The organism is Sedimenticola hydrogenitrophicus (assembly GCF_029017505.1).
Classification (GTDB): domain Bacteria; phylum Pseudomonadota; class Gammaproteobacteria; order Chromatiales; family Chromatiaceae; genus Sedimenticola; species Sedimenticola hydrogenitrophicus_A.
Map to the genome: position 1 here is coordinate 38,836 of NZ_JAQGEI010000014.1, position 18,948 is coordinate 57,783.

The following is an 18,948-nucleotide window of genomic DNA, read 5'->3' on the forward strand; positions in this document are numbered from 1 at the left end:
GTTCGACATTATTCCGGTGTCTCCGGCGGCTCTTCATCCACCACCAGGTGGTCCGCGATCAGCTCGGAGAGTCCGACCACCGGCAACTCGATCCGGTACTCCTCAAGCCCCTCCTCGATCACCAGCCTGCAGTTGGCGCAGGCGGTGACCAGCACATCCGCGCCGGTTTCGGCAATCTGATCACGTTTCCGCTTGAACGCCTTGATACGCAGGCTGTCGGCATCCTCGTTACTGGAAACACCGCCACCGCCACCGCAACACCAGGCCATCTTGCCGTGCTCTTTCATGTCGACAAAATTGGTGGTGACCATATTCATCAGGCGCCGCGGCTCCTCAATGATGCCGCCCTTTCTGGCGATCGAGCAGGGATCGTGGAAGGTATAGCAGTCGGTTTCCAGATCCTTGGTCTTGATGCGACCGGCCGCGCGCAGTTCGTCCAGCAATTCCAGGATATGGATCACCCGGAACGGCAAGCGCCGGCCGATCAGGTTGGGACCTTCCCAGCGGATGGCGGTATAGGCATGTCCGCACTCGGGACTGATGACATTTTTCACCTTCAGCCGCTCGGCGCCGTCAACAATACGCTGTACCAGGGTGCGGGCGATATCGCTGGAACCGATCTGGATACCGGAATTGGTCGCTTCGAATGCGGTTGAGCAGAGCGTCCAGCTGACCCCGGCCTGTTTGAATATTTTGGCCAAACCTTCCAGATACTCCGGAAAGTTCATGATCTCCATGGACGAGAGCAGTGCCAGGTAATCTGCCCCCTCCACATCCATCGGGATCTTCAGGCCGCTATCGGCCTCGATGTGGCGGATCTGCGCCTCCAGCGCACTGAGCTTGACCCCCATGGGACTGCCGATGGTGACCGCACGGGTGGCTGCACCCTGAACCCCTTCCGGCGAATTACCCGAAGCCACCATGCCCTCCCGCGCCTTGCGCACCATGTAAACGATGTCGTTGCCGACCGGACAGATCATGGAGCAGCGGGCACACAGTGTGCAGCTGTCATAGAGCAGTTCCTGCCACTCCTGCAACAGTTCGTCGGTCACCGGCTTGTTCAGACCCAGGACCTTTTTGATCTTGCCGACCAGGGTGTACTCCGACTCCCAGACCCGCCGCAGTGGCTCCAGCTTGTAGATCGGGGTGTATTTCGGATCACCGGTCTCGGTATAGAACAGGCAGGCCTCTGCACACATGCCGCAACTGACACAACTGGAGAAGAAGGCTGCAACAGGGGCGTCGATCTGTTCTTTCAGGGCGTTGATACCCCGTTCAAGTGTGGCTTCACTCATGACTCAACCCCCCGACGACCACTCATCGCGCCGTTATACCAACGCGAAAGGAAAACAGTGAACGTATGCATCAGCTTGGTGAACGGGAAGGCAATCATCAGCGCCTCCACACTCAGGATGTGCAGACCCAGGATCACCGGGTAGGGATTCACCATGCGGTGATAGGCCAGATAGCCGGTCAGTATGGGCAGGAAGGTCAATGTCCAGACCAGCCAATCTTCCCAAGTGGTGATCTTCCGCATGACCGGATTCATGATGCGGTGCCAGAGTGCAGCTAACAGCCCGACAATGGCCAGCACGGCGGCGGCGTCCACGATGGGTGTTGGCAGGCCCGGCCAGCTGAATCCAAACGTGGCCCGGAACAGTTCTATATGGGGAACAAACATAATCAGACTGACCAACAGGCCGATATGAAACATATACCCTGCCACGACCGTCAGCGGCTGCCGCCTGAAGGTCCCCAAATCAGGAATGGAACGGGTGAGTATGGTTTTCATGCCCGGGCCAAACTCGCTGCCCTTGGGCTCGGCCAGATTCTGTTTGCGTCCCAGGGCCAGAATCTCGAACAGTCGCAGGATGACGCCGATGACAAAAATGGTCACGGCGATATCGAACGCCGTGCCCCGCGTCCAGATGAGAAAGTCCATCGGTTCATTCATGATTTTTTCTCCAGATCATCAATGGTGACGGTACCGTGTGCCTTCTGTGCCTCATCCTTGGTTTTGTAGTTGAGGCCGGCGGCGGCGGCGCCCAGTACCAGGCCGGCCGCGGCGGCAAAGGCCACCGTCTGCGAATTGTCGCTGATCGGCACCGAGAGGGCGTTGTAGAAGCCGCCGGCATCCCAAAAGCGCGGTTCGGAACAACCGAGACAGCCATGTCCCGACTCGACCGGCCAACTGGTCCCCTGATTCCACTTGGTGGTGGCGCAGGCGTTATAGGTCATCGGCCCCTTGCAGCCGAGCTTGTAGAGACACCAGCCGGCCTTGGCCCCTTCATCGTCAAAGGTCTCGGCAAACAGGCCCTTGTCGTAGAACGGGCGGCGATAGCAGCGGTCGTGGATGCTCTGCCCATAGAACACCTTGGGACGGTTGTACTGATCCAGTTCGGGGATCGCGCCGAAGGTGAGGAAATGCGCCAGCACACCGGTGATCACGGTGGGAATCGGCGGGCAGCCGGAGACATTGATAATCGGCTTGTCCTTGATGATATCCGAGACAGAGACCGCACCGGTGGGATTGGGATTGGCCTGCGGCAGGCCGCCGAATGCCGCGCAGGTACCCACCGCGACGATGGCCGCCGCGTCCTTTGCCGTCTCTTCCAGCATCTGCAGATTGCTGATGCCGGCGATGGTGGAGTAACCGGGATTGCCCAGCGGAATCGAGCCGTCCACCACCAGGATGTAGTTCCCCTTGTTTTCGTGCATGGCCGCCTCGCGGGCCGCCTCCGCCGCCTCACCGGCCGCCGCCTGCAGGGTGTGGTGATAATCCAGGGAGATATGATCAAAAATGAGGCTCTCGACCGATGGCGAGTGGCTGCGGGTAAGGGATTCGGTACAGCCGGTGCACTCCTGAAACGAGAGCCAGATGACCGAAGGGCGTCTGGCCCGCTCCAGCGCCGCGGCAATCGCCGGCACCATGCTGGGCGGCAGTGCCATGAGTGAGGCGGTTGCCGTACAGAACTTCAGAAAACCGCGCCGCGAAACCCCGTGACGCCTCAGGCTGTCACCCAGGGTGCTATTTTCAGCCATGTTACCTCCCTTTTTATTACTGATCTCTGTGACTCTGTGTCGTTGTTCTCGTTGAGTGCAGGGCCGGATCACCGGATCTGCAACCCGCTCATTCCGGCCCGTGCGTCTCGGTATTCAATACCGAATCGAGGGCATCGAGGCTCTGGTTCATATCCTCTGTCTGGGCGCGCAACAGTGCTGGAATCTCGATCACCTCAAGCTGGAAGGCGATCCGCTCCGCCTCGCTGTTGTAGTGATCGACGATCCAGACGCCGCTGAAGCGGGACTCCCGGACCGTCGTCCTGCCCAGGACATCCAGCGTCGCCACCACCTCGCCCTCGCCCAACAGGGAGAGCAGGCGCTCTTCGTCACCCGGACCGAAGGGGATCGCCCGCAGATCGATAATGGTGGAGTCGCCGGTGCGTAGCAGCCGTTCCAGCGCATGCCGCACCTCATGCAGCAAGGGCAGCGTGTTGTGTGTCATCCCCGGCATTACGCGATTGGAAACCGCCTCGGAGCCCTTTTGTTCGAATACGCTCATATTCTTAAATTATCCTTTGCCACAAGACTATCCCGATTGTGTAGACCCCATGATGACCCAGGTCACGTAACCTTTTACTTTCTAAATAAACATTTTACCCATTTAATAACAGTAACTTAGCCTCACCACACCCGTGGCGCCGGCGCTTGTTCCAATGGCCGCGCCGCAGCCCGGTCAGCGGGGAGCGCCGGACCAGCGATCAAGCAACTCGATCACCTTGCCCACCGCCTGCGGTATCGCCTGAGCCACCGCCGCCGATGGCTGCTCGCCCCAATCCAGGCTCTCGGGTTCAATCCCCACCAGCGCACGTTGTTCCGGATAATGTTCAGAGAGACGGGCGATATCCAGCAGGTCGGTAAGGCCTACTTCATGGACGCTTTGCCGATTGCCGGTGAGGTAGCGATCCATTTCACTCGCCTCGTAACAGACCACACTGCCGGGACGCCCCCCTGTCCGGGCCGCATCCACCACGATCAACCGGGCATGTTCCGCCAGCAGGCCCGCCAGTGAAAAACTCAAGGTACCGCCATCGACAAAGGCCACATCCTGCCGTTGCGAAAACCGCTCCTGCAGGTGGTTGATCACATGGACGCCCACCCCTTCATCCGTCAACAGGGTATTGCCGATACCCAACACCAGCGTCGTTTTTTTCTCATTCACCCAGGCTCATCCCGATAAACATTATTTAGCCTTATATTAATTTATTATTTATTTCTAATCATATGACATCAATCAACATTTGCCCGATCTTGAGCTGCCATTCCGAGGCTGTAATAAATTGACTCAACCAACTACCTGTTGTGAGAAAATTTTCACCCAAGCACAATATATTGTGTTTTATTGAAAATCCTTTTTTTTCCGTGACTTATCATAATCCACCGGTCCCACGACATATCCAAGTCATTGATTTTACTATTTATCAGCTTTTTCTTATGCCCCATAAACCGACTTGACAGGGACCGCCAAGGATCCTAATCTCCACACATCCAAACACAACATATTGTGTTTTCATGCCAGACACGGAAAGTAAAGACACAATATATAGGAGTCATTCATGAGAACAGACGGTCCAGTGACAATCCGCCCATGCCGCCGCATTGGCACAACCATCCATACCCAAGCAGATACGTATTACACTTACTAAATGCAGGTGATTGTTCGCCCCGGTGTTGAGAGACCGGAATAGGCGTACAACGCAAAAATCATATATAAATATAAGAGCCGAAGGATTTATGTGACATGAAAAGCGCCCACCTTAAAGCTGTAGCCACCGCTGCCGTGGAGATTCCCTTGCAACCCGCCTCACTCGATATCTGGAACACCAAGTACCGGCTGAAGGCAAAAGACGGTACGCCCGTTGACAAGGACATCGACGGCACCTACCAGCGTGTTGCCAAGGCACTGGCCGAGATCGAGCTCACCCCCGAACTGCAGCAGGAGTGGGGCGAGCGTTTCCTCTGGGCCCTGCGGCGCGGCGCCATCCCGGCCGGGCGCATCACCTCCAATGCCGGTGCCCTGGAACACAAACCGGCCACCTCCACCATCAACTGCACCGTCTCCGGCACCATCTATGACTCCATGGACGAGATCCTGGGCAAGGTGCATGAGGCGGGACTGACGTTGAAAGCCGGGTGCGGCATCGGCTATGAGTTCTCCACCCTGCGCCCCCGGGGAGCCTATGTGAGCGGTGCCGGCGCCTACACCTCCGGCCCCCTCTCCTTCATGGATATCTACGACAAGATGTGCTTCACCGTCTCCTCCGCCGGTGGCCGGCGTGGCGCCCAGATGGCCACGTTCGACGTGGGCCATCCCGATGTCATGGACTTTATCCGCGCCAAGCGCGAGGCCGGTCGTCTGCGCCAGTTCAATCTCTCGCTGTTGATCACCGAAGAGTTCATGGAAGCGGTGAAACAGGACGCCCAGTGGGATCTCGCCTTCCCCATCTCGGAGAAGGAGCTGCAGGATGACCAGATCGACCTGACCGACGGCAAACAGATCATCTGGCGCGAGTGGCCCTACAAGGAGGGCTTCATCGTCGACGAGACCGGCACCAAGGTTGCCTGCAAGATCTACAAGACCATCCGCGCACAGCGGCTGTGGGACGTCATCATGTCCTCCACCTACGACTATGCCGAACCGGGCTTCATCCTGATTGACAAGGTCAACGAGATGAACAACAACTGGTTCTGCGAGAACGTGCGCGCCACCAACCCCTGCGGCGAACAGCCCCTGCCCCCTTATGGCGCCTGCCTGCTGGGCTCGGTCAATCTGACCACGTTCGTCCGCAACGCCTTCACCAAGGAGGCAACCTTCGACTGGGCGGAGTTCCGCGAAGTCGTGGCCGTGTTCACCCGCATGCTGGATAACGTGGTGGAGATCAACGGCCTGCCGCTGGAGGAGCAGCGCAAAGAGATCGAGCACAAGCGCCGTCATGGCATGGGCTATCTGGGCCTGGGATCCTCCATGACCATGCTGGGCATGCAGTATGGCGACGCCGCGTCGCTGCGCTTCACCGAAAAGGTGACCAAGGAGCTGGCGATGGTCGGCTGGCAGACCGGCCTTGAACTGGCCCGGGAAAAAGGCCCGGCCCCGATCATGGAGCAGGAGTTCAGCGTCACCAAGGAGATGCTCACCCTGCGTCCGGAGATGGCTGTCGACAACTGGAAGATCGGCGACAAGGTCAAGGGCAAGATCCTGCATGCGAAATACAGCCGCTACATGCAGCAGATCGCCGCCGAAAACCCCGCATTGGTCGAGCAGATCGCCGAGGATGGCTGCCGCTTTACCCACCACAGCTCCATCGCGCCCACCGGCACCATCTCCCTCTCCCTGGCCAACAACGCCAGCAACGGCATCGAGCCCAGCTTCGCCCATCACTATGCGCGCAACATCATCCGCGAAGGCAAGAAGAGCAAGGAGAAGGTGGACGTGTTCAGCTTCGAGTTGCTGGCCTATCGCGAGCTGATCAACAAGGAGGCCATGCCCTACTCCGAGGAGACCGACAAACAGTTGCCGGACTACTTCATCACCGCGGATCAGGTCTCGCCAAAGCAGCACGTGGATGTACAGGCGGCGGCGCAGAAATGGATCGACTCCTCCATCTCCAAGACCGCCAACGTCCCCACCGATTTCGATTACGAGGCATTCAAGGATATCTATCTCTATGCCTACGAACAGGGCCTGAAGGGCTGCACCACCTTCCGCTTCAATCCGGAGGCGTTCCAGGGCGTGCTGGTCAAAGAGACGGATCTGGCCAACACCACCTACAAGTTCACCCTGGAAGACGGCACGGTGATCGAGGCCAAGGGCAATGAGGAGATCGAATATGATGGCGAGATGCACACCGCCGCCAACCTGTTCGACGCCATGAAAGAGGGTTACTACGGCAAGTTCTAGGCCGCGTAACAACCGATAAAAAAACATCAGACCCGCGTCTGACCCCGCGTCTGACCAAGAAGATTCAACCGCTCAGTCCCAACTGACAAGGTTAAGCAATATGGCAATCAAGATTGACAGTAAAATCGTAGGCTTCAGCGTCGCCAAAGAGGAAGAGCCCGCGGCGCCCGTCGAGGCCAAGACCCCGGAAAGCAATATCATCCACATGCATGAGAAGGTCGCCCGCCCGGAGATGCTGTTCGGCTCGACCTATAAGATCAGCACCCCGCTTTCCGAGCACGCGCTCTACGTCACCATCAACGACATCATCCTCAATCACGGTACCGAGCATGAGGTACGCCGTCCCTATGAGGTGTTCATCAACTCCAAGAATATGGACCACTTCCAGTGGATCGTGGCCCTGACCCGGATCATCTCGGCGGTGTTCCGCAAGGGTGGCGACGTCACCTTCCTGGTGGAAGAGCTGCGTTCGGTATTCGATCCCAGCGGTGGTTATTTCAAGAAAGGCGGCAAATACATGCCCTCGCTAGTGGCCGAGATTGGCGATGCCATCCACTGCCACCTGGTGATGATTGGCCTGCTCAAGGAAGAGGGTCCCGATGAACATCAGCAGAAGTTGATCGATGAAAAACGCGCCCAGTATGAAGAGTCGATCAACCTGCGCGACAAGGAGCACGACAGCGACTTTCCCGAAGGCGCGCAGCTGTGCAAGAAGTGCAACACCAAGGCGGCCATTATGATGGACGGCTGCCTGACTTGCCTGAACTGCGGTGATTCGAAATGCGGATGACCTGCGCCAGGTAACAGAAACCCACAAAAGGCCCGTATATTGCGCGGGCCTTTTGTTATAACCCAAGTTTCAGAATTCATTTCACAATGCCAGAGTCGCTGAATTCGTAGGGTGGATAAGCTTGCGCATCCACCGCCATCCGAATCATGGTGGATGCGCTGACGCTTATCCACCCTACAGGTACTGCGAACTCCGAAACTTGAGTTGTAAGGGGCAATTTCTGAATTTGAGTTTGTCGAGCAGCGGCTTTGTTCACCATAGCGGAAATTTTGGACTAACTTAATAGAAGCGCTAATGACAATTGAGAGGGTATGGAGATGGTCAAGACACTACACCACTATATAGGCGGACAACGGGTCGAGGGTACCAGCGGCCGCTATGGTGACGTGTTCAATCCTGCGACCGGTGAGCTCAGCGCGCGGGTGCCGTTGGCATCGGCAGATGAGGCAAGCCGGGCGGTAGCGGTCGCTGACAAGGCGTTCGCCACCTGGCGGGATACCCCTCCACTGCACCGCGCCAGGGTACTTTTCCGGTTTAAGGCGCTGCTCGACCAACACCTGGAGGAACTCGCCGAACTGGTATCCGCGGAACATGGCAAAGTGATCAGCGATGCCCGGGGTTCAGTGATTCGGGGCATGGAGGTGGTGGAGTTTGCCTGTGGCGCCCCCCATTTGCTGAAGGGTGGTTTCTCCGAAAATGTCGGTACCAATGTGGACAGCCACTCGATGCGCCAGCCACTGGGCGTCTGCGTGGGTATTACACCCTTCAATTTTCCCGCCATGGTCCCCATGTGGATGTTTCCGCTCTCGATCGTCTGCGGTAACACCTTTATCCTGAAGACATCCGAGAAAGTACCCTCCACCGCCTTGCGGCTGGCCGAGTTGCTGAGCGAAGCGGGACTGCCGGACGGTGTGTTGAACGTATTGAACGGTGACCGGGAGGCGGTCGACACGCTGCTCACCCACCCCGGGGTAGCAGCTGTAAGCTTCGTCGGTTCCACGCCGATTGCGGAGCACATCTATCAGACGGCTTCCAGCCACGGCAAGCGGGTCCAGGCCCTGGGTGGCGCCAAGAACCACATGGTCGTCATGCCGGACGCCGATATGGATCAGGCCGCCGATGCACTGATAGGGGCCGCCTACGGCTCCGCCGGTGAGCGCTGCATGGCAATCTCCGTGGCGGTGGCGGTCGGTGATCAGACCGCCGATGCCCTGGTCGAGAGACTGGCCCCCCGGGTGGAAAACCTGAGGATTGGCCCCGGCACCGACCCCGCCGCGGAGATGGGCCCCCTGGTCACCGGTGAACACCGGGACCGGGTCAAAGACTACGTGGACCTGGGCGTTGCCGAGGGGGCACGGCTACTGGTGGATGGTCGCGATCGGACGATCGATGGCCATGAAAACGGTTTTTTTCTCGGCGGCTGCCTGTTCGACCGGGTGTCGACCGATATGCGCATCTACCAGGAGGAGATCTTCGGCCCGGTACTGTGTGTGGTGCGGGTGCCCGATTTCGAGACCGCACTGAGGATGGTCAATGACCATGAGCTTGGCAATGGCACCGCAATCTTTACCCGCGATGGCGATACCGCGCGCACCTATGCATCGCGGGTACAGGTCGGCATGGTGGGCATCAACGTGCCGATTCCGGTCCCCATGGCGTTCCATAGTTTTGGTGGATGGAAACGCTCGCTGTTCGGGGACATACATGTGCACGGCATGGAGGGCATCCACTTCTATACCAAGCTGAAGACCATCACTTCACGGTGGCCCCAGGGTATTCGTTCCGGCGCGGATTTTCATATGCCGATCATGAAATAGACGACTCATTATCCGCCAATCGGCAACTGCCCGGCCAAGGCCTCCCGGGGCTTGACGCGGATGTACTCGCCGAAACGGGCGGAATCCACCATTACATACACGATGGAGCGGAGGTAGATATGAGCAAAATCGGATTCATTGGCGTGGGCATCATGGGCAATCCCATGGCCGGACACCTGCAGGCAGGGGGCCACCAGCTCTACCTGGTGAGACACCGTTCACCGCTACCCCGGGAGCTGCTCGACAGCGGAGCGGTGGCGTGTGACTCCGCCGAGGCGGTTGCGGAGCAGGCCGATATCGTGATCACCATGGTGCCCGACACACCCCATGTGGATCAGGTGCTGTTTGGGGAGAATGGGGTGGCTGCAGGATTGAGCCCCGGTAAACTGCTGATCGACATGAGTTCCATCTCGCCGATCGAAACCAGGGCCTTTGCATCCCGGATCAATCAGCTTGGCTGCGATTATCTGGATGCCCCGGTATCCGGCGGTGAAGTGGGCGCCAGGGCCGCCGCACTTACCATCATGGTGGGGGGACCGGAGAGCGCATTCGAAAAGGCCAAACCACTGTTCGAACTGATGGGCAAGAACATCACCCTGGTCGGTGCCAACGGCGCCGGCCAGACCTGCAAGGTGGCGAATCAGATAATCGTCGCCCTCACTATCGAGGCGGTGGGCGAAGCGCTGCTGTTCGCATCCAGGGCGGGGGTAGACCCGGCCGCGGTGAGACAGGCACTGATGGGCGGTTTTGCCGGTTCAAAGATCCTTGAGGTGCACGGCGAGCGCATGATCAAACGCACCTTCGACCCGGGATTCCGTATCGCCCTGCATCAGAAAGACCTTAACCTGGCGCTCACCGGCGCCCGTGAACTGGGCCTGAGCCTGCCGAATACGGCCACCACCCAGGAGCTGTTCAACGCCTGTGCCGGAGATCTCGACCACTCCGCGCTGGTCAAGGCGCTGGAGGCGCTGGCAGGCCACCAGATCGCGTGAGGTCGCACCGGCGGACGGACTACTGCCGGGAATTCTATAGTGCATCACCCCCTCCTCTCACCGGAGGAGATCTACCGATACGAGGAACTAAACCATGCCAACCGTCCATGTCACCGTTGATCAAATGGATCACTCAGCGTCCCAGGGGCAGGTTCGTGATCACTTGCACATCATGGACCGCCCGGAAGCAAAGGGCGGACAGAACAAGGGCCCCATGGGTGGTGAGACACTGTTAATGGGTCTCGGGGGCTGCTTCATGAGCAATCTGCTGGCGGCGGCCAAGGCGAGGAATATCGAGATCAACAACGCCACGGCCAACATCGCCGGGGAGCTTGCCGATAGCCCGGCCCGCTATACCGATATTCACATGATAGTCACGGCGCAATGCTCCGCGCCGGCGGAACTGGAAAAACTGGTTACCATCGCCGAGCGCGGCTGTATAGTTGCAAATACCCTCGCCAAGGCGGTCAACCTCACCATCGAATGTGGATAGCCCTGCCCTTTACCCACAAATGCCGATGACACGCGTGTAGGATGGGTGGAGGCGCGGCACCCTTGTTGACGGCTATTCGCGGCGATCGGGCGGGCCGTAACCCATCTTCGGATGCGTATGCGGATGCAGGTGCACGATGGGTTGCGCGCCGGAGAGGGAGCCGGCGGAGAGTTCATGGAGGCGCTCCACCCATCCTACGCCAGAATGCGGCCCCACTTATGGGTAAAGGGCAGGGATAGCCCGGCAGGCAGTTCCCCGGCTAACAGTGACAACCGGTCGGCAGCGGAGTACGTCGGACAGGCTGGATTTGCGGGTGCCTTTATGCCGCAAGGCAGCCCGCCGGTTATCCGCTGCCGTTGTTGCCTTTTTCGCGCAACATGCGCCAGAAATCGTATATCGCAAGCAGCGCGACCAAGCTGATAACAATGATCAGATCGATGTCCGGCACGAACCAGGCGACTACCGCAAGGAAAGCGATCATTGTCGTCAATGCCATGATGGCCATGATCTTGTCTGTCATGTCACTCGACCTTTATCAGACCTGACACATTCAGGTTCCCAATGTATTGACCAGCCAACGCGCAGTGCGTAGCAACCGCCCGTCGGCGTGGCGGCGGCCGACCAGCTGCACGCCGATCGGCATTCCGTTGACGCCAGTCAGCAACGGCACGGTCACTGCCGGCACGCCGAGGAAAGACCACAGGACGTTAAATGCCGAACTGCCGGTACTGCCGAAGCCGGCTGGTGCCTCGCCAGCCGCAGCCGGTGAGACGATCGCGTCATAGCGATCAAACACCTCCTCCAGCCCGGCATAGAGAATTTCGCGCCAGTTGTGGGCGGCAAGATAATCGACGGCGCTGATCCGGCGCCCCTCTTCGATCGCGCTACGCGTCTCCTCCGCAAGACGGTCAGATCCGCGTTCGTAGTAGTGTCGCAGATTGTGTGCAATCTCGACCAGCATGATGCGACGATGTGCCGCGGCACCCTCGCTGAAGATCATCGGCAACTCAACCTCATCGCAGTGCTCGCCGAGTGCCGCAACCAGCTCGGCGAAACCCGCGGCGCAATCCGCCTCGATCCCGCTCCAGGCAGGTGTCTTGACGAATGCCAGCTGTGGCGTCACCGGCGGGTCGGACAGTGCGGTGTCGAGAATCCGTGGCGCAGCCGCAGGTACCGTGTCTGGATCGGCCGAATCATAACCGGCAAGCACATCGGCAAGCAGGGCGACATCCTCGATCGTTCGACCGAATGTCCCTACGGTGTCGAGTTGTCGCGAGGTGCGCAACACGCCGCTACGCGGGATCAGGCCGAAGGTTGGTTTGAAGCCGACCACGCCACAATACGAGGCGGGCCGAATTACCGAACCACCGGTCTGGGTACCGACCGCGAACGGCACCATGCCACTCGCGACCGCCGCCGCCGAGCCCGCGGAGGAGCCCCCCGGGGTATGTGCCAGGTTGTGCGGATTACGCGTCTTGGCAGGCGCAAGGTAGGCACATTCGGTGGTGACTGTCTTGCCGAGTATCACGGCACCGGCGGCACGCAGGCGTGCCACCAGCCAGGCATCCTCGGTTGGACGACGCCCGGCATCGAGCGCGTTGCCATTCTCGGTCGGCAGGTCCCGGGTATCGATAATATCCTTGATGCCGACCGGCAGGCCGTGCAGCGGCCCGAGCGGTCGTCCGGTCTGGCGGTAGGCATCGAGCCGCTCCGCCTGACTCATGGCATAGCCTTCGTCGAGGCTGGACCAGGCCTGGACCGCATCTTCGCATGTGGCGATCCGGCGCAGGCAGGCGACGGTCAGCTCGACAACGCTCAGCGCACCCTCGGCGATCCGCTGGCGTGCCGCCAATGCACTCAGGTCGGCCAAATCGGGGGGATTCGTTGCTATTTTTTGTTGTTCAACGGCCATAGATCAGGTCCGGCAGCCAGAAGGTGATTCCGGGGAAGTTGTACAGGATTACCATGGCGAACAATACCATGGCGAGGTAGGGATAGTTGCCCTTGAAAATCTGGTTCAACTGCACGTGCGGCGGCGCGATGCCCTTCAGGTAATAGGCCGACATCGCCATCGGGGGGGTCAGGAACGAGGTCTGCAGATTGAGTGCCACCAGGATGCCGAAGAACAGTGGATCGATACCGAAGTGCGGCAGCAACGGCAGGAATATTGGAACGAAGATGATGATGATCTCGGACCACTCCAGCGGCCAGCCGAGCAGGAAGATGATGATCTGCGCCATGATCAGGAACATCACGGGCGAGATGTCCAGGCCGGTGACGTATTCGCTGATGATCTGCTCGCCGCCGAGATAGGAGAAAACCGAGGAGAAGGTCCAGGAGCCGACGAACAACCAGCACACCATCGCTGTTGTGCGCAAGGTCAGATAAACCGATTCTCGCAGCCGCTGCCAGGTGAACGCCCGGTACACGAAGGTAAGCAGCAGTCCGCCAAGGGCGCCGACCGCGGCCGCCTCGGAGGGCGTGGCCAGGCCAAACAGGATGGCGCCCAGAACCGCCAGGATCAGAAAGGCGAGCGGAAAGAACGAGGTTAACAGCCGCACAATAATCTGGCCGACAGTGAATTCACCGACCTCCGCGCGGGTCGGCTTTGGTGCCAGTTGCGGCTGCAGCGTCGAGCGGCCGATTACGTAGATCACGTAAAGGCCCGCCAGCAGCAGACCGGGCAACAGCGCACCGGCATACAGTTTGACGATAGACACACCAGACGCCGCCGCGTAGACGATCAGCATGATCGACGGCGGGATCAGAATGCCCAGCGTGCCACCGGCACAGATGACCCCGGCGGCCAGGCTGGTGTCATAACGCGCCTTGAGCATCGCCGGGAAGGCCAGCAACCCCATCAGGGTCACGACCGCACCGACAATGCCGGTGGCGGTGGCGAACAGGGTGCAGGTAATCAGCGCGGCCACCGCCATCGAGCCGGGTACGTGGCGGGCGGCGATGTTAAGGGTATGGAACAGTCGCGCGACGATGTTGGCGCGCTCGACGATGTAGCCCATGAAGAGGAACAGCGGGACGGCGGTGAGCACGTCGTTGGCCATCACCGAGTAGGTCTGGTTGACGAACAGGTCGAAGATCCGGTTGTTGAACAGCCCGTCGATCCACAACTGGATCTGTGTCCACTGGTCCGGATCGCCGTTTTCGATGGCCCGGTTGTAGGTGCGCCACATCCGGTGCGGATCGAAATAGGCGTAGTAGCCGAACATGATGCCCATCGCCATCAGCGTGAAGGCGACCGGAAAGCCGAGCAGGATGATGAACAGGAAGATCGCCAGCATCGACAGTGCGATTATCGGATCTGACATGGCTCAGTTGCGCTCCTCGTCATCGGGTTTTCTTTTTGTGTGCCGCCGCCTTTCTTCCAGTTCGTGATGCTGCTCTTCCAGATCGTGCGCATCCTCGCGCGCTACCTGTGAGGCGAAACTGCCGATCTCCACGGCACCCTCGCGCGCCAGCTGCACCTCCGTTTCCTCGATGTCCTCGGCGGCCACGAGCCATTCGCCGGTGCGGATGCAGATGATGCAGCGGAAGACCTGTGCGATGCCCTGGATGAACAACAGGATGCCGGCTACCACAATCACGGTCTTGAACTGGAAGATCGGGATGCCGGCCGGGCTGTTGACGCTGACCTCAAGGTAGCGCCAGGAGCGCTCGGCATACTTCCAGCCGGAGATGATCAGCGCGAGGACGCCCGGGAAGAAGAACAGGAAATAGAGCACCAACTCGACGCGCGCCTGAGTCCGCGGTTTCCATAGCCGATAGATGAAGTCGCCGCGCACATGCCCGCCACGCGACAGCGTGTAGGCGCCGCCCATCATGAACAGCGTGCCGTAGGTAATATATGACAGATCGAACGCCCAGCTGGTGGGGGCGTTGAGGCCGTAACGCACCAAGACTTCGTAACCAACGCCGATCGCCATGACCAGGATCAGCCAGGCGAATGCCTTGCCGAACCACGCCGACAGGCGGTCGGCAAACTGTATGTAGCCGAGCATGCTTTTTCCTATATCCTTAGGGCTGCGTGTAAAGGTCAGGCGCCACCCTGCGGCGATATCTCACCGATAGCGCCGCAGGGTTGGTTGCCCCGGTCACAGCCGGTCAGAGCTTCAGCTTGCCCGGGAAGTAGTGGTTGTATGCCAAGTTGTAGTCCGGCGAGTTCATCAACTCATAGAACACGACCCGGTCGACCCAGGCACGCTGGCTGTCCAGCACCTTTTTCATATAGGGATCCTTCTCCAGGTCGGGGATGATCTCATCCCAGGCCTTGAGCTCCGCATCCAGGATCTCCTGAGAGGTACGGTGCACCGTGACGCCCTTCTTTTGTATTTCCACGAGATCCTTGGAATAATTGTCCAGCGCAATGGCGGTATTCGCCGTGCTTGCCGCCTCCACGCCGTGCTCCAGGATCGCCCTCAGGTCTTCATCCAGGTCGTCGAAAAAGTCCTTGTTGAACAGGAACTCGAAGCTCTCGCTGGCCTGGTGATAGGACGACAGGAAGTAGTGTTTGGCCACGTCCGGCGAGCCGAATCGCAGGTCCGACGAGGGGTTGTTGAACTCGAAGGCGTCGATCACGCCGCGTTCCATCGCCGGCACGATCTCGCCACCGGGCAGCTGGGAGACGCTCATACCCATCTTCTGCATCAGGTCCGCTGCCAGGCCCACGGTGCGGTACTTGTAACCTTTCACCTCCGACGCCTTGGTTATCGGATTTTTGAACCAGCCGAACGGCTGCGCCGGCATCGGGAAGCCGAGGAAGCCATAGACGTTGAGACCCATGATCTCCTGGGTCAGCTCGCGGTAGAGGTCCTTGCCACCGCCGGCATGAAACCAGGCCAGCATGGTGGTGGCACTGCCGCCGAACACCGGGCCGGTGCCGAACAGCGAGGCCCCCTTGTGCTTGCCGTACCAGTAGACCGGCACGGTGTGCGCCGCATCGAGCACGCCGTCGCTAACCGCGTCCATGACCTGGAACGCCTTGACAACAGCGCCTGCGGGTAGCAGGTCGATCTTCAGGCGGCCGCCCGACATGCGCTCCACACGCTCTGTATACTGGCGGGCAAAATCCATCCAGATATCGGATGAGGGCCAGGAGGTCTGCATCTTGACGACCAGCGGGGCTGCCACGGATATCATCGGGAAGCCGGCCGCAACGGAACCAGCTGCCACGGCAAGACCGCTTTTTAGAAACTTACGCCGGCTGGTTGATGCTGTCTTCACTTCCGAGCCGGCCACCATGTCACAATTGTTTTTTTTGTGTTTCATGTAGTTATCCTCCTCACGTGGGTATTACCGCCTAATCATTTAATTCAGTCGATATAACATATAACCATGCTCCTTCACTTACCGACATCCATTGAATTATCAGAAACAGTATAGGCAATCGACTTCTCTCCATCCGTACAACTGGTAAAAAACACCCCCCTCTGCCTAGGCTAACCTGTCAAGAGGTTCCTGTCCGGAGACAATTGCATCAAGATTATCCAGTGCCCTGAAACCCATGGCATCCCGGGTTTCCCGTGTGGCGCTGCCGATATGAGGCAGCATGAATATGTTTTCCAACTCCTTGTAGCGGGGGTCAATATTCGGTTCATTGTTGAATACATCGAGTCCGGCTGCAAAAAGCTTGCCGGAGCGCAGGGCCGCGATCAGGGCGTCGTCATCCACGATGGCCCCCCGTGCGGTATTCACGAGTATCGCCCCATCCGGAAGCAAGCCAATGCGTTCAGCATTCAGCAGATGGTGTGTTTCAGGAGTGGCCGGACAATGGATCGAGAGAAAATCGCACTGGGGCAGCAGCTGTTCCAGGTGCTCATGGTAGACGGCACCCGCTTCGAGTTCGGATGAGAGCCTGCTGCGATTGTAGTAGTGGATCTCCATGTCGAAGCCGCGGGCGCGTTTAGCCATGATCTGGCCCACCCTGCCCATTCCCAGGATACCCAGACGTTTGCCAGTGACCTGAATGCCAAGCTGGTAGGTCGGACTCCAGTCGCCCCAGGTCCCGAAACGGATCGCATGTTCCCCCTCGTACGCCCTTCGGGCCGCTCCGAGCAGCAACAGCATGGCAATCTCCGCCGTGGCATCGCTGAGAACATCCGGTGTGTTGGTGACCGTGATTCCACGAGCTTTCGCGGCATTGAGGTCGATGTGATCATATCCCACCGAGAAGCTGCAGATTGATCGCACGCTGTCCGGCAGGCGCTCTATAACCTCGGCGGTTAACTTCTCTGTGTGGCAGGGAATGATTGCGTCGGCACCGGCGGCCAGTCGCACCAGCTCGTCACTGGTATAGAGCTTATCTTCGCTGTTGAAACGGGCATCGTAATCACGCTCCAGACGCGCCTCGACCGCAACCGGGAGCTTTCGTGTCACTAGTACAACGGCCTTTTTGCTCATATGAATTCAATCTGTCATTCAGTAGCGTCCATACCCATATATCACCCTACCCATGCGGTGACCGAAAACACCCATAAATTCCCAATGCAAGTCGGCATGACCATTACTAATGGCCTTTTATGGCGCCTTATGCAACTAATTTATAACAGTGTAGGTGATGTTTTCCCAACCGACAAAAAAAAACAGATAAAAATTGTCTCGAATAGAATGTAATCGTAAGGAGCTGCCTGCGTTACCCCGATCAGATGAACCCCTCCGCAGGATGGAGAAGGCATCACAGACCCCAGCCCTGAGAGAATTCCCGCCGGACTATGTCATACTCTCTAATGATGACGATCGGAGCCCCCATGAGCAGGCGATTGACCGGACCATGAACACACTAAAAGATTACACTCTGGGTTTTATCGGACTAGGCCTGATGGGGCGACCCATGTGCCTGAACCTTCATAAGGCCGGCGCCCGTCTGATTATCCATAACCGCAGCCAGGAAACCGCAAGACAACTTGAAAGGCCGGGCATCGTGGCCGTCCCATCACCGGCAGAGGTCGCCCGCTCCGCAAACATCATCCTGTTGATGGTCGCCGACACCCCCGCGGTGGAGCAGGTCCTGTTCGAAAAATCGGGCCTGATCGAGGGTCTGCGGAAGAATGCTTTGGTCATTGATATGGGGACGACCGCCGTCGTTCCCACTCGGGAGTTCGCCAGACGCTTGAACGAAACCGGCGCCGGTTACATCGACGCGCCGGTATCAGGCGGCGAAATCGGCGCCATCAACGGCACCCTGACCATCATGGCGGGTGGAGATATCGAATCCATACAGCGCGCCCTCCCCCTCTTCGATGTGCTCGGATCGAAGTTTACCCATGTCGGTGATGTCGGGGCCGGTCAAATCGCCAAAGCGGCAAACCAGATCATTGTCGGACTGAACATCGGTGCGGTTGCCGAAGCGCTGGCGCTGGCGAAGAGTGCCGGTGCAGACCCGGCCAAGGTTCGTGCGGCGCTCATGGGCGGCTTTGCCGGCTCACGGATACTTGAAGTGCATGGTCAGCGGATGATCGAGGAAAATTTTAAACCGGGCGGGAAAATCACAACACAACACAAAGACCTCATTCAGGCGCTTGAATTGGCCGCCCTGTGTGGCCTGGATTTACCCGCTACCAAACTCAATACGCAACTCTACAAATCCTTGATCGACCAGGGCCTGGGCAATCTCGATCACAGCGCGTTGATCAAGGCGTTAAAGTAAGTTATTGATGTACGGTGCCCGGGGCCGGGGTCGAACCATTAATTATATCAATTACTTATATACGTCAGGCGATGCCTGCTTCATGTCCGCGCCTCGACCCGCCCGGATGCGGGTGGACAGGCGCAACTCGCCGGCGGACAGTCACAGGCATGAAGTGAGGCGTGCACCCGGTCCAGATGCCGCGCATGCCCATCGAAACCGTGCTCCCAAAGGTCGAGGACCCAAACGCGGGCCGCAT

General features: G+C 58.8%; 17 protein-coding genes. 6 read left to right on the forward strand and 11 right to left on the reverse strand.

The annotated features are described in order from the left end of the window. Nucleotides 1–8: 8 nt before the first annotated feature. The 5 genes from O9K64_RS10495 to O9K64_RS10515 form a co-directional block, all read right to left on the reverse strand. A complete protein-coding gene (locus O9K64_RS10495; RefSeq protein WP_275098014.1) occupies nucleotides 9–1,295 on the reverse strand; it encodes a (Fe-S)-binding protein in 1,287 nt (428 codons plus the stop codon). After that, nucleotides 1,292–1,954 (reverse strand): hypothetical protein, encoded by a 663-nt coding sequence (locus O9K64_RS10500; RefSeq protein WP_275098015.1) that lies wholly within the window; start codon nucleotides 1,952–1,954, stop codon nucleotides 1,292–1,294. The genes O9K64_RS10495 and O9K64_RS10500 overlap by 4 nt, the downstream gene beginning before the upstream one ends. Next, on the reverse strand, nucleotides 1,951–3,042 hold the full coding sequence (locus O9K64_RS10505; RefSeq protein ID WP_275098016.1) for a hydrogenase small subunit: 1,092 nt from the start codon (nucleotides 3,040–3,042) through the stop codon (nucleotides 1,951–1,953). The genes O9K64_RS10500 and O9K64_RS10505 overlap by 4 nt, the downstream gene beginning before the upstream one ends. 88 nt (nucleotides 3,043–3,130) lie before the next feature. Further along, nucleotides 3,131–3,562 (reverse strand): hydrogenase expression/formation C-terminal domain-containing protein, encoded by a 432-nt coding sequence (locus O9K64_RS10510; RefSeq protein ID WP_275098017.1) that lies wholly within the window; start codon nucleotides 3,560–3,562, stop codon nucleotides 3,131–3,133. A gap of 174 nt (nucleotides 3,563–3,736) precedes the next feature. Continuing rightward, nucleotides 3,737–4,222: a HyaD/HybD family hydrogenase maturation endopeptidase gene (locus O9K64_RS10515; RefSeq protein WP_275098018.1), complete on the reverse strand. Its 486-nt coding sequence runs from the start codon at nucleotides 4,220–4,222 to the stop codon at nucleotides 3,737–3,739. 579 nt (nucleotides 4,223–4,801) lie between these two features. Between O9K64_RS10515 and O9K64_RS10520 the strand changes: the two genes are divergently transcribed. The 5 genes from O9K64_RS10520 to O9K64_RS10540 all read left to right on the forward strand — a co-directional run bounded on the left by O9K64_RS10520 (nucleotide 4,802) and on the right by O9K64_RS10540 (nucleotide 11,050). Continuing rightward, nucleotides 4,802–6,958, forward strand: a complete 2,157-nt coding sequence (locus O9K64_RS10520; RefSeq protein ID WP_275098019.1) for an adenosylcobalamin-dependent ribonucleoside-diphosphate reductase — start codon at nucleotides 4,802–4,804, stop codon at nucleotides 6,956–6,958. A gap of 100 nt (nucleotides 6,959–7,058) precedes the next feature. Further along, nucleotides 7,059–7,748 (forward strand): NrdJb, encoded by a 690-nt coding sequence (locus O9K64_RS10525; RefSeq protein WP_275098020.1) that lies wholly within the window; start codon nucleotides 7,059–7,061, stop codon nucleotides 7,746–7,748. 317 nt (nucleotides 7,749–8,065) lie between these two features. Continuing rightward, a complete protein-coding gene (locus tag O9K64_RS10530) occupies nucleotides 8,066–9,565 on the forward strand; it encodes a CoA-acylating methylmalonate-semialdehyde dehydrogenase (protein ID WP_275098021.1) in 1,500 nt (499 codons plus the stop codon). Then, entirely contained in the window at nucleotides 9,511–10,557 is a 1,047-nt protein-coding gene (locus tag O9K64_RS10535) for a 2-hydroxy-3-oxopropionate reductase (RefSeq protein ID WP_275098022.1), read from the forward strand. Before O9K64_RS10530 ends, O9K64_RS10535 begins: the two co-directional genes overlap by 55 nt. A 94-nt stretch (nucleotides 10,558–10,651) precedes the next feature. After that, nucleotides 10,652–11,050 carry an OsmC family protein gene (locus O9K64_RS10540; protein WP_275098023.1) on the forward strand — a complete coding sequence of 133 codons (399 nt, stop codon included), beginning with the start codon at nucleotides 10,652–10,654 and terminating at the stop codon, nucleotides 11,048–11,050. Nucleotides 11,051–11,393: 343 nt separating this feature from the next. Here O9K64_RS10540 and O9K64_RS10545 read toward each other — a convergent pair whose 3' ends face one another. The 6 genes from O9K64_RS10545 to O9K64_RS10570 all read right to left on the reverse strand — a co-directional run bounded on the left by O9K64_RS10545 (nucleotide 11,394) and on the right by O9K64_RS10570 (nucleotide 17,464). After that, a complete protein-coding gene (locus O9K64_RS10545; RefSeq protein WP_275098024.1) occupies nucleotides 11,394–11,570 on the reverse strand; it encodes a hypothetical protein in 177 nt (58 codons plus the stop codon). 30 nt (nucleotides 11,571–11,600) lie between these two features. Beyond that, entirely contained in the window at nucleotides 11,601–12,962 is a 1,362-nt protein-coding gene (locus O9K64_RS10550) for an amidase (RefSeq protein WP_275098025.1), read from the reverse strand. Then, nucleotides 12,952–14,376, reverse strand: a complete 1,425-nt coding sequence (locus tag O9K64_RS10555) for a TRAP transporter large permease (protein WP_275098026.1) — start codon at nucleotides 14,374–14,376, stop codon at nucleotides 12,952–12,954. Before O9K64_RS10555 ends, O9K64_RS10550 begins: the two co-directional genes overlap by 11 nt. 3 nt (nucleotides 14,377–14,379) lie before the next feature. Beyond that, complete coding sequence (locus tag O9K64_RS10560; protein WP_275098027.1) at nucleotides 14,380–15,066, reverse strand: TRAP transporter small permease subunit; 687 nt, start codon at nucleotides 15,064–15,066, stop codon at nucleotides 14,380–14,382. A gap of 103 nt (nucleotides 15,067–15,169) precedes the next feature. Next, entirely contained in the window at nucleotides 15,170–16,333 is a 1,164-nt protein-coding gene (locus O9K64_RS10565) for a TRAP transporter substrate-binding protein (protein WP_275098028.1), read from the reverse strand. Between the two features lie 165 nt (nucleotides 16,334–16,498). After that, complete coding sequence (locus tag O9K64_RS10570; RefSeq protein WP_275098029.1) at nucleotides 16,499–17,464, reverse strand: 2-hydroxyacid dehydrogenase; 966 nt, start codon at nucleotides 17,462–17,464, stop codon at nucleotides 16,499–16,501. Between the two features lie 370 nt (nucleotides 17,465–17,834). Here O9K64_RS10570 and O9K64_RS10575 point away from each other — a divergent pair, with 370 nt between their 5' ends. Next, nucleotides 17,835–18,710: an NAD(P)-dependent oxidoreductase gene (locus O9K64_RS10575; RefSeq protein ID WP_275098031.1), complete on the forward strand. Its 876-nt coding sequence runs from the start codon at nucleotides 17,835–17,837 to the stop codon at nucleotides 18,708–18,710. Nucleotides 18,711–18,948 lie beyond the last annotated feature (238 nt).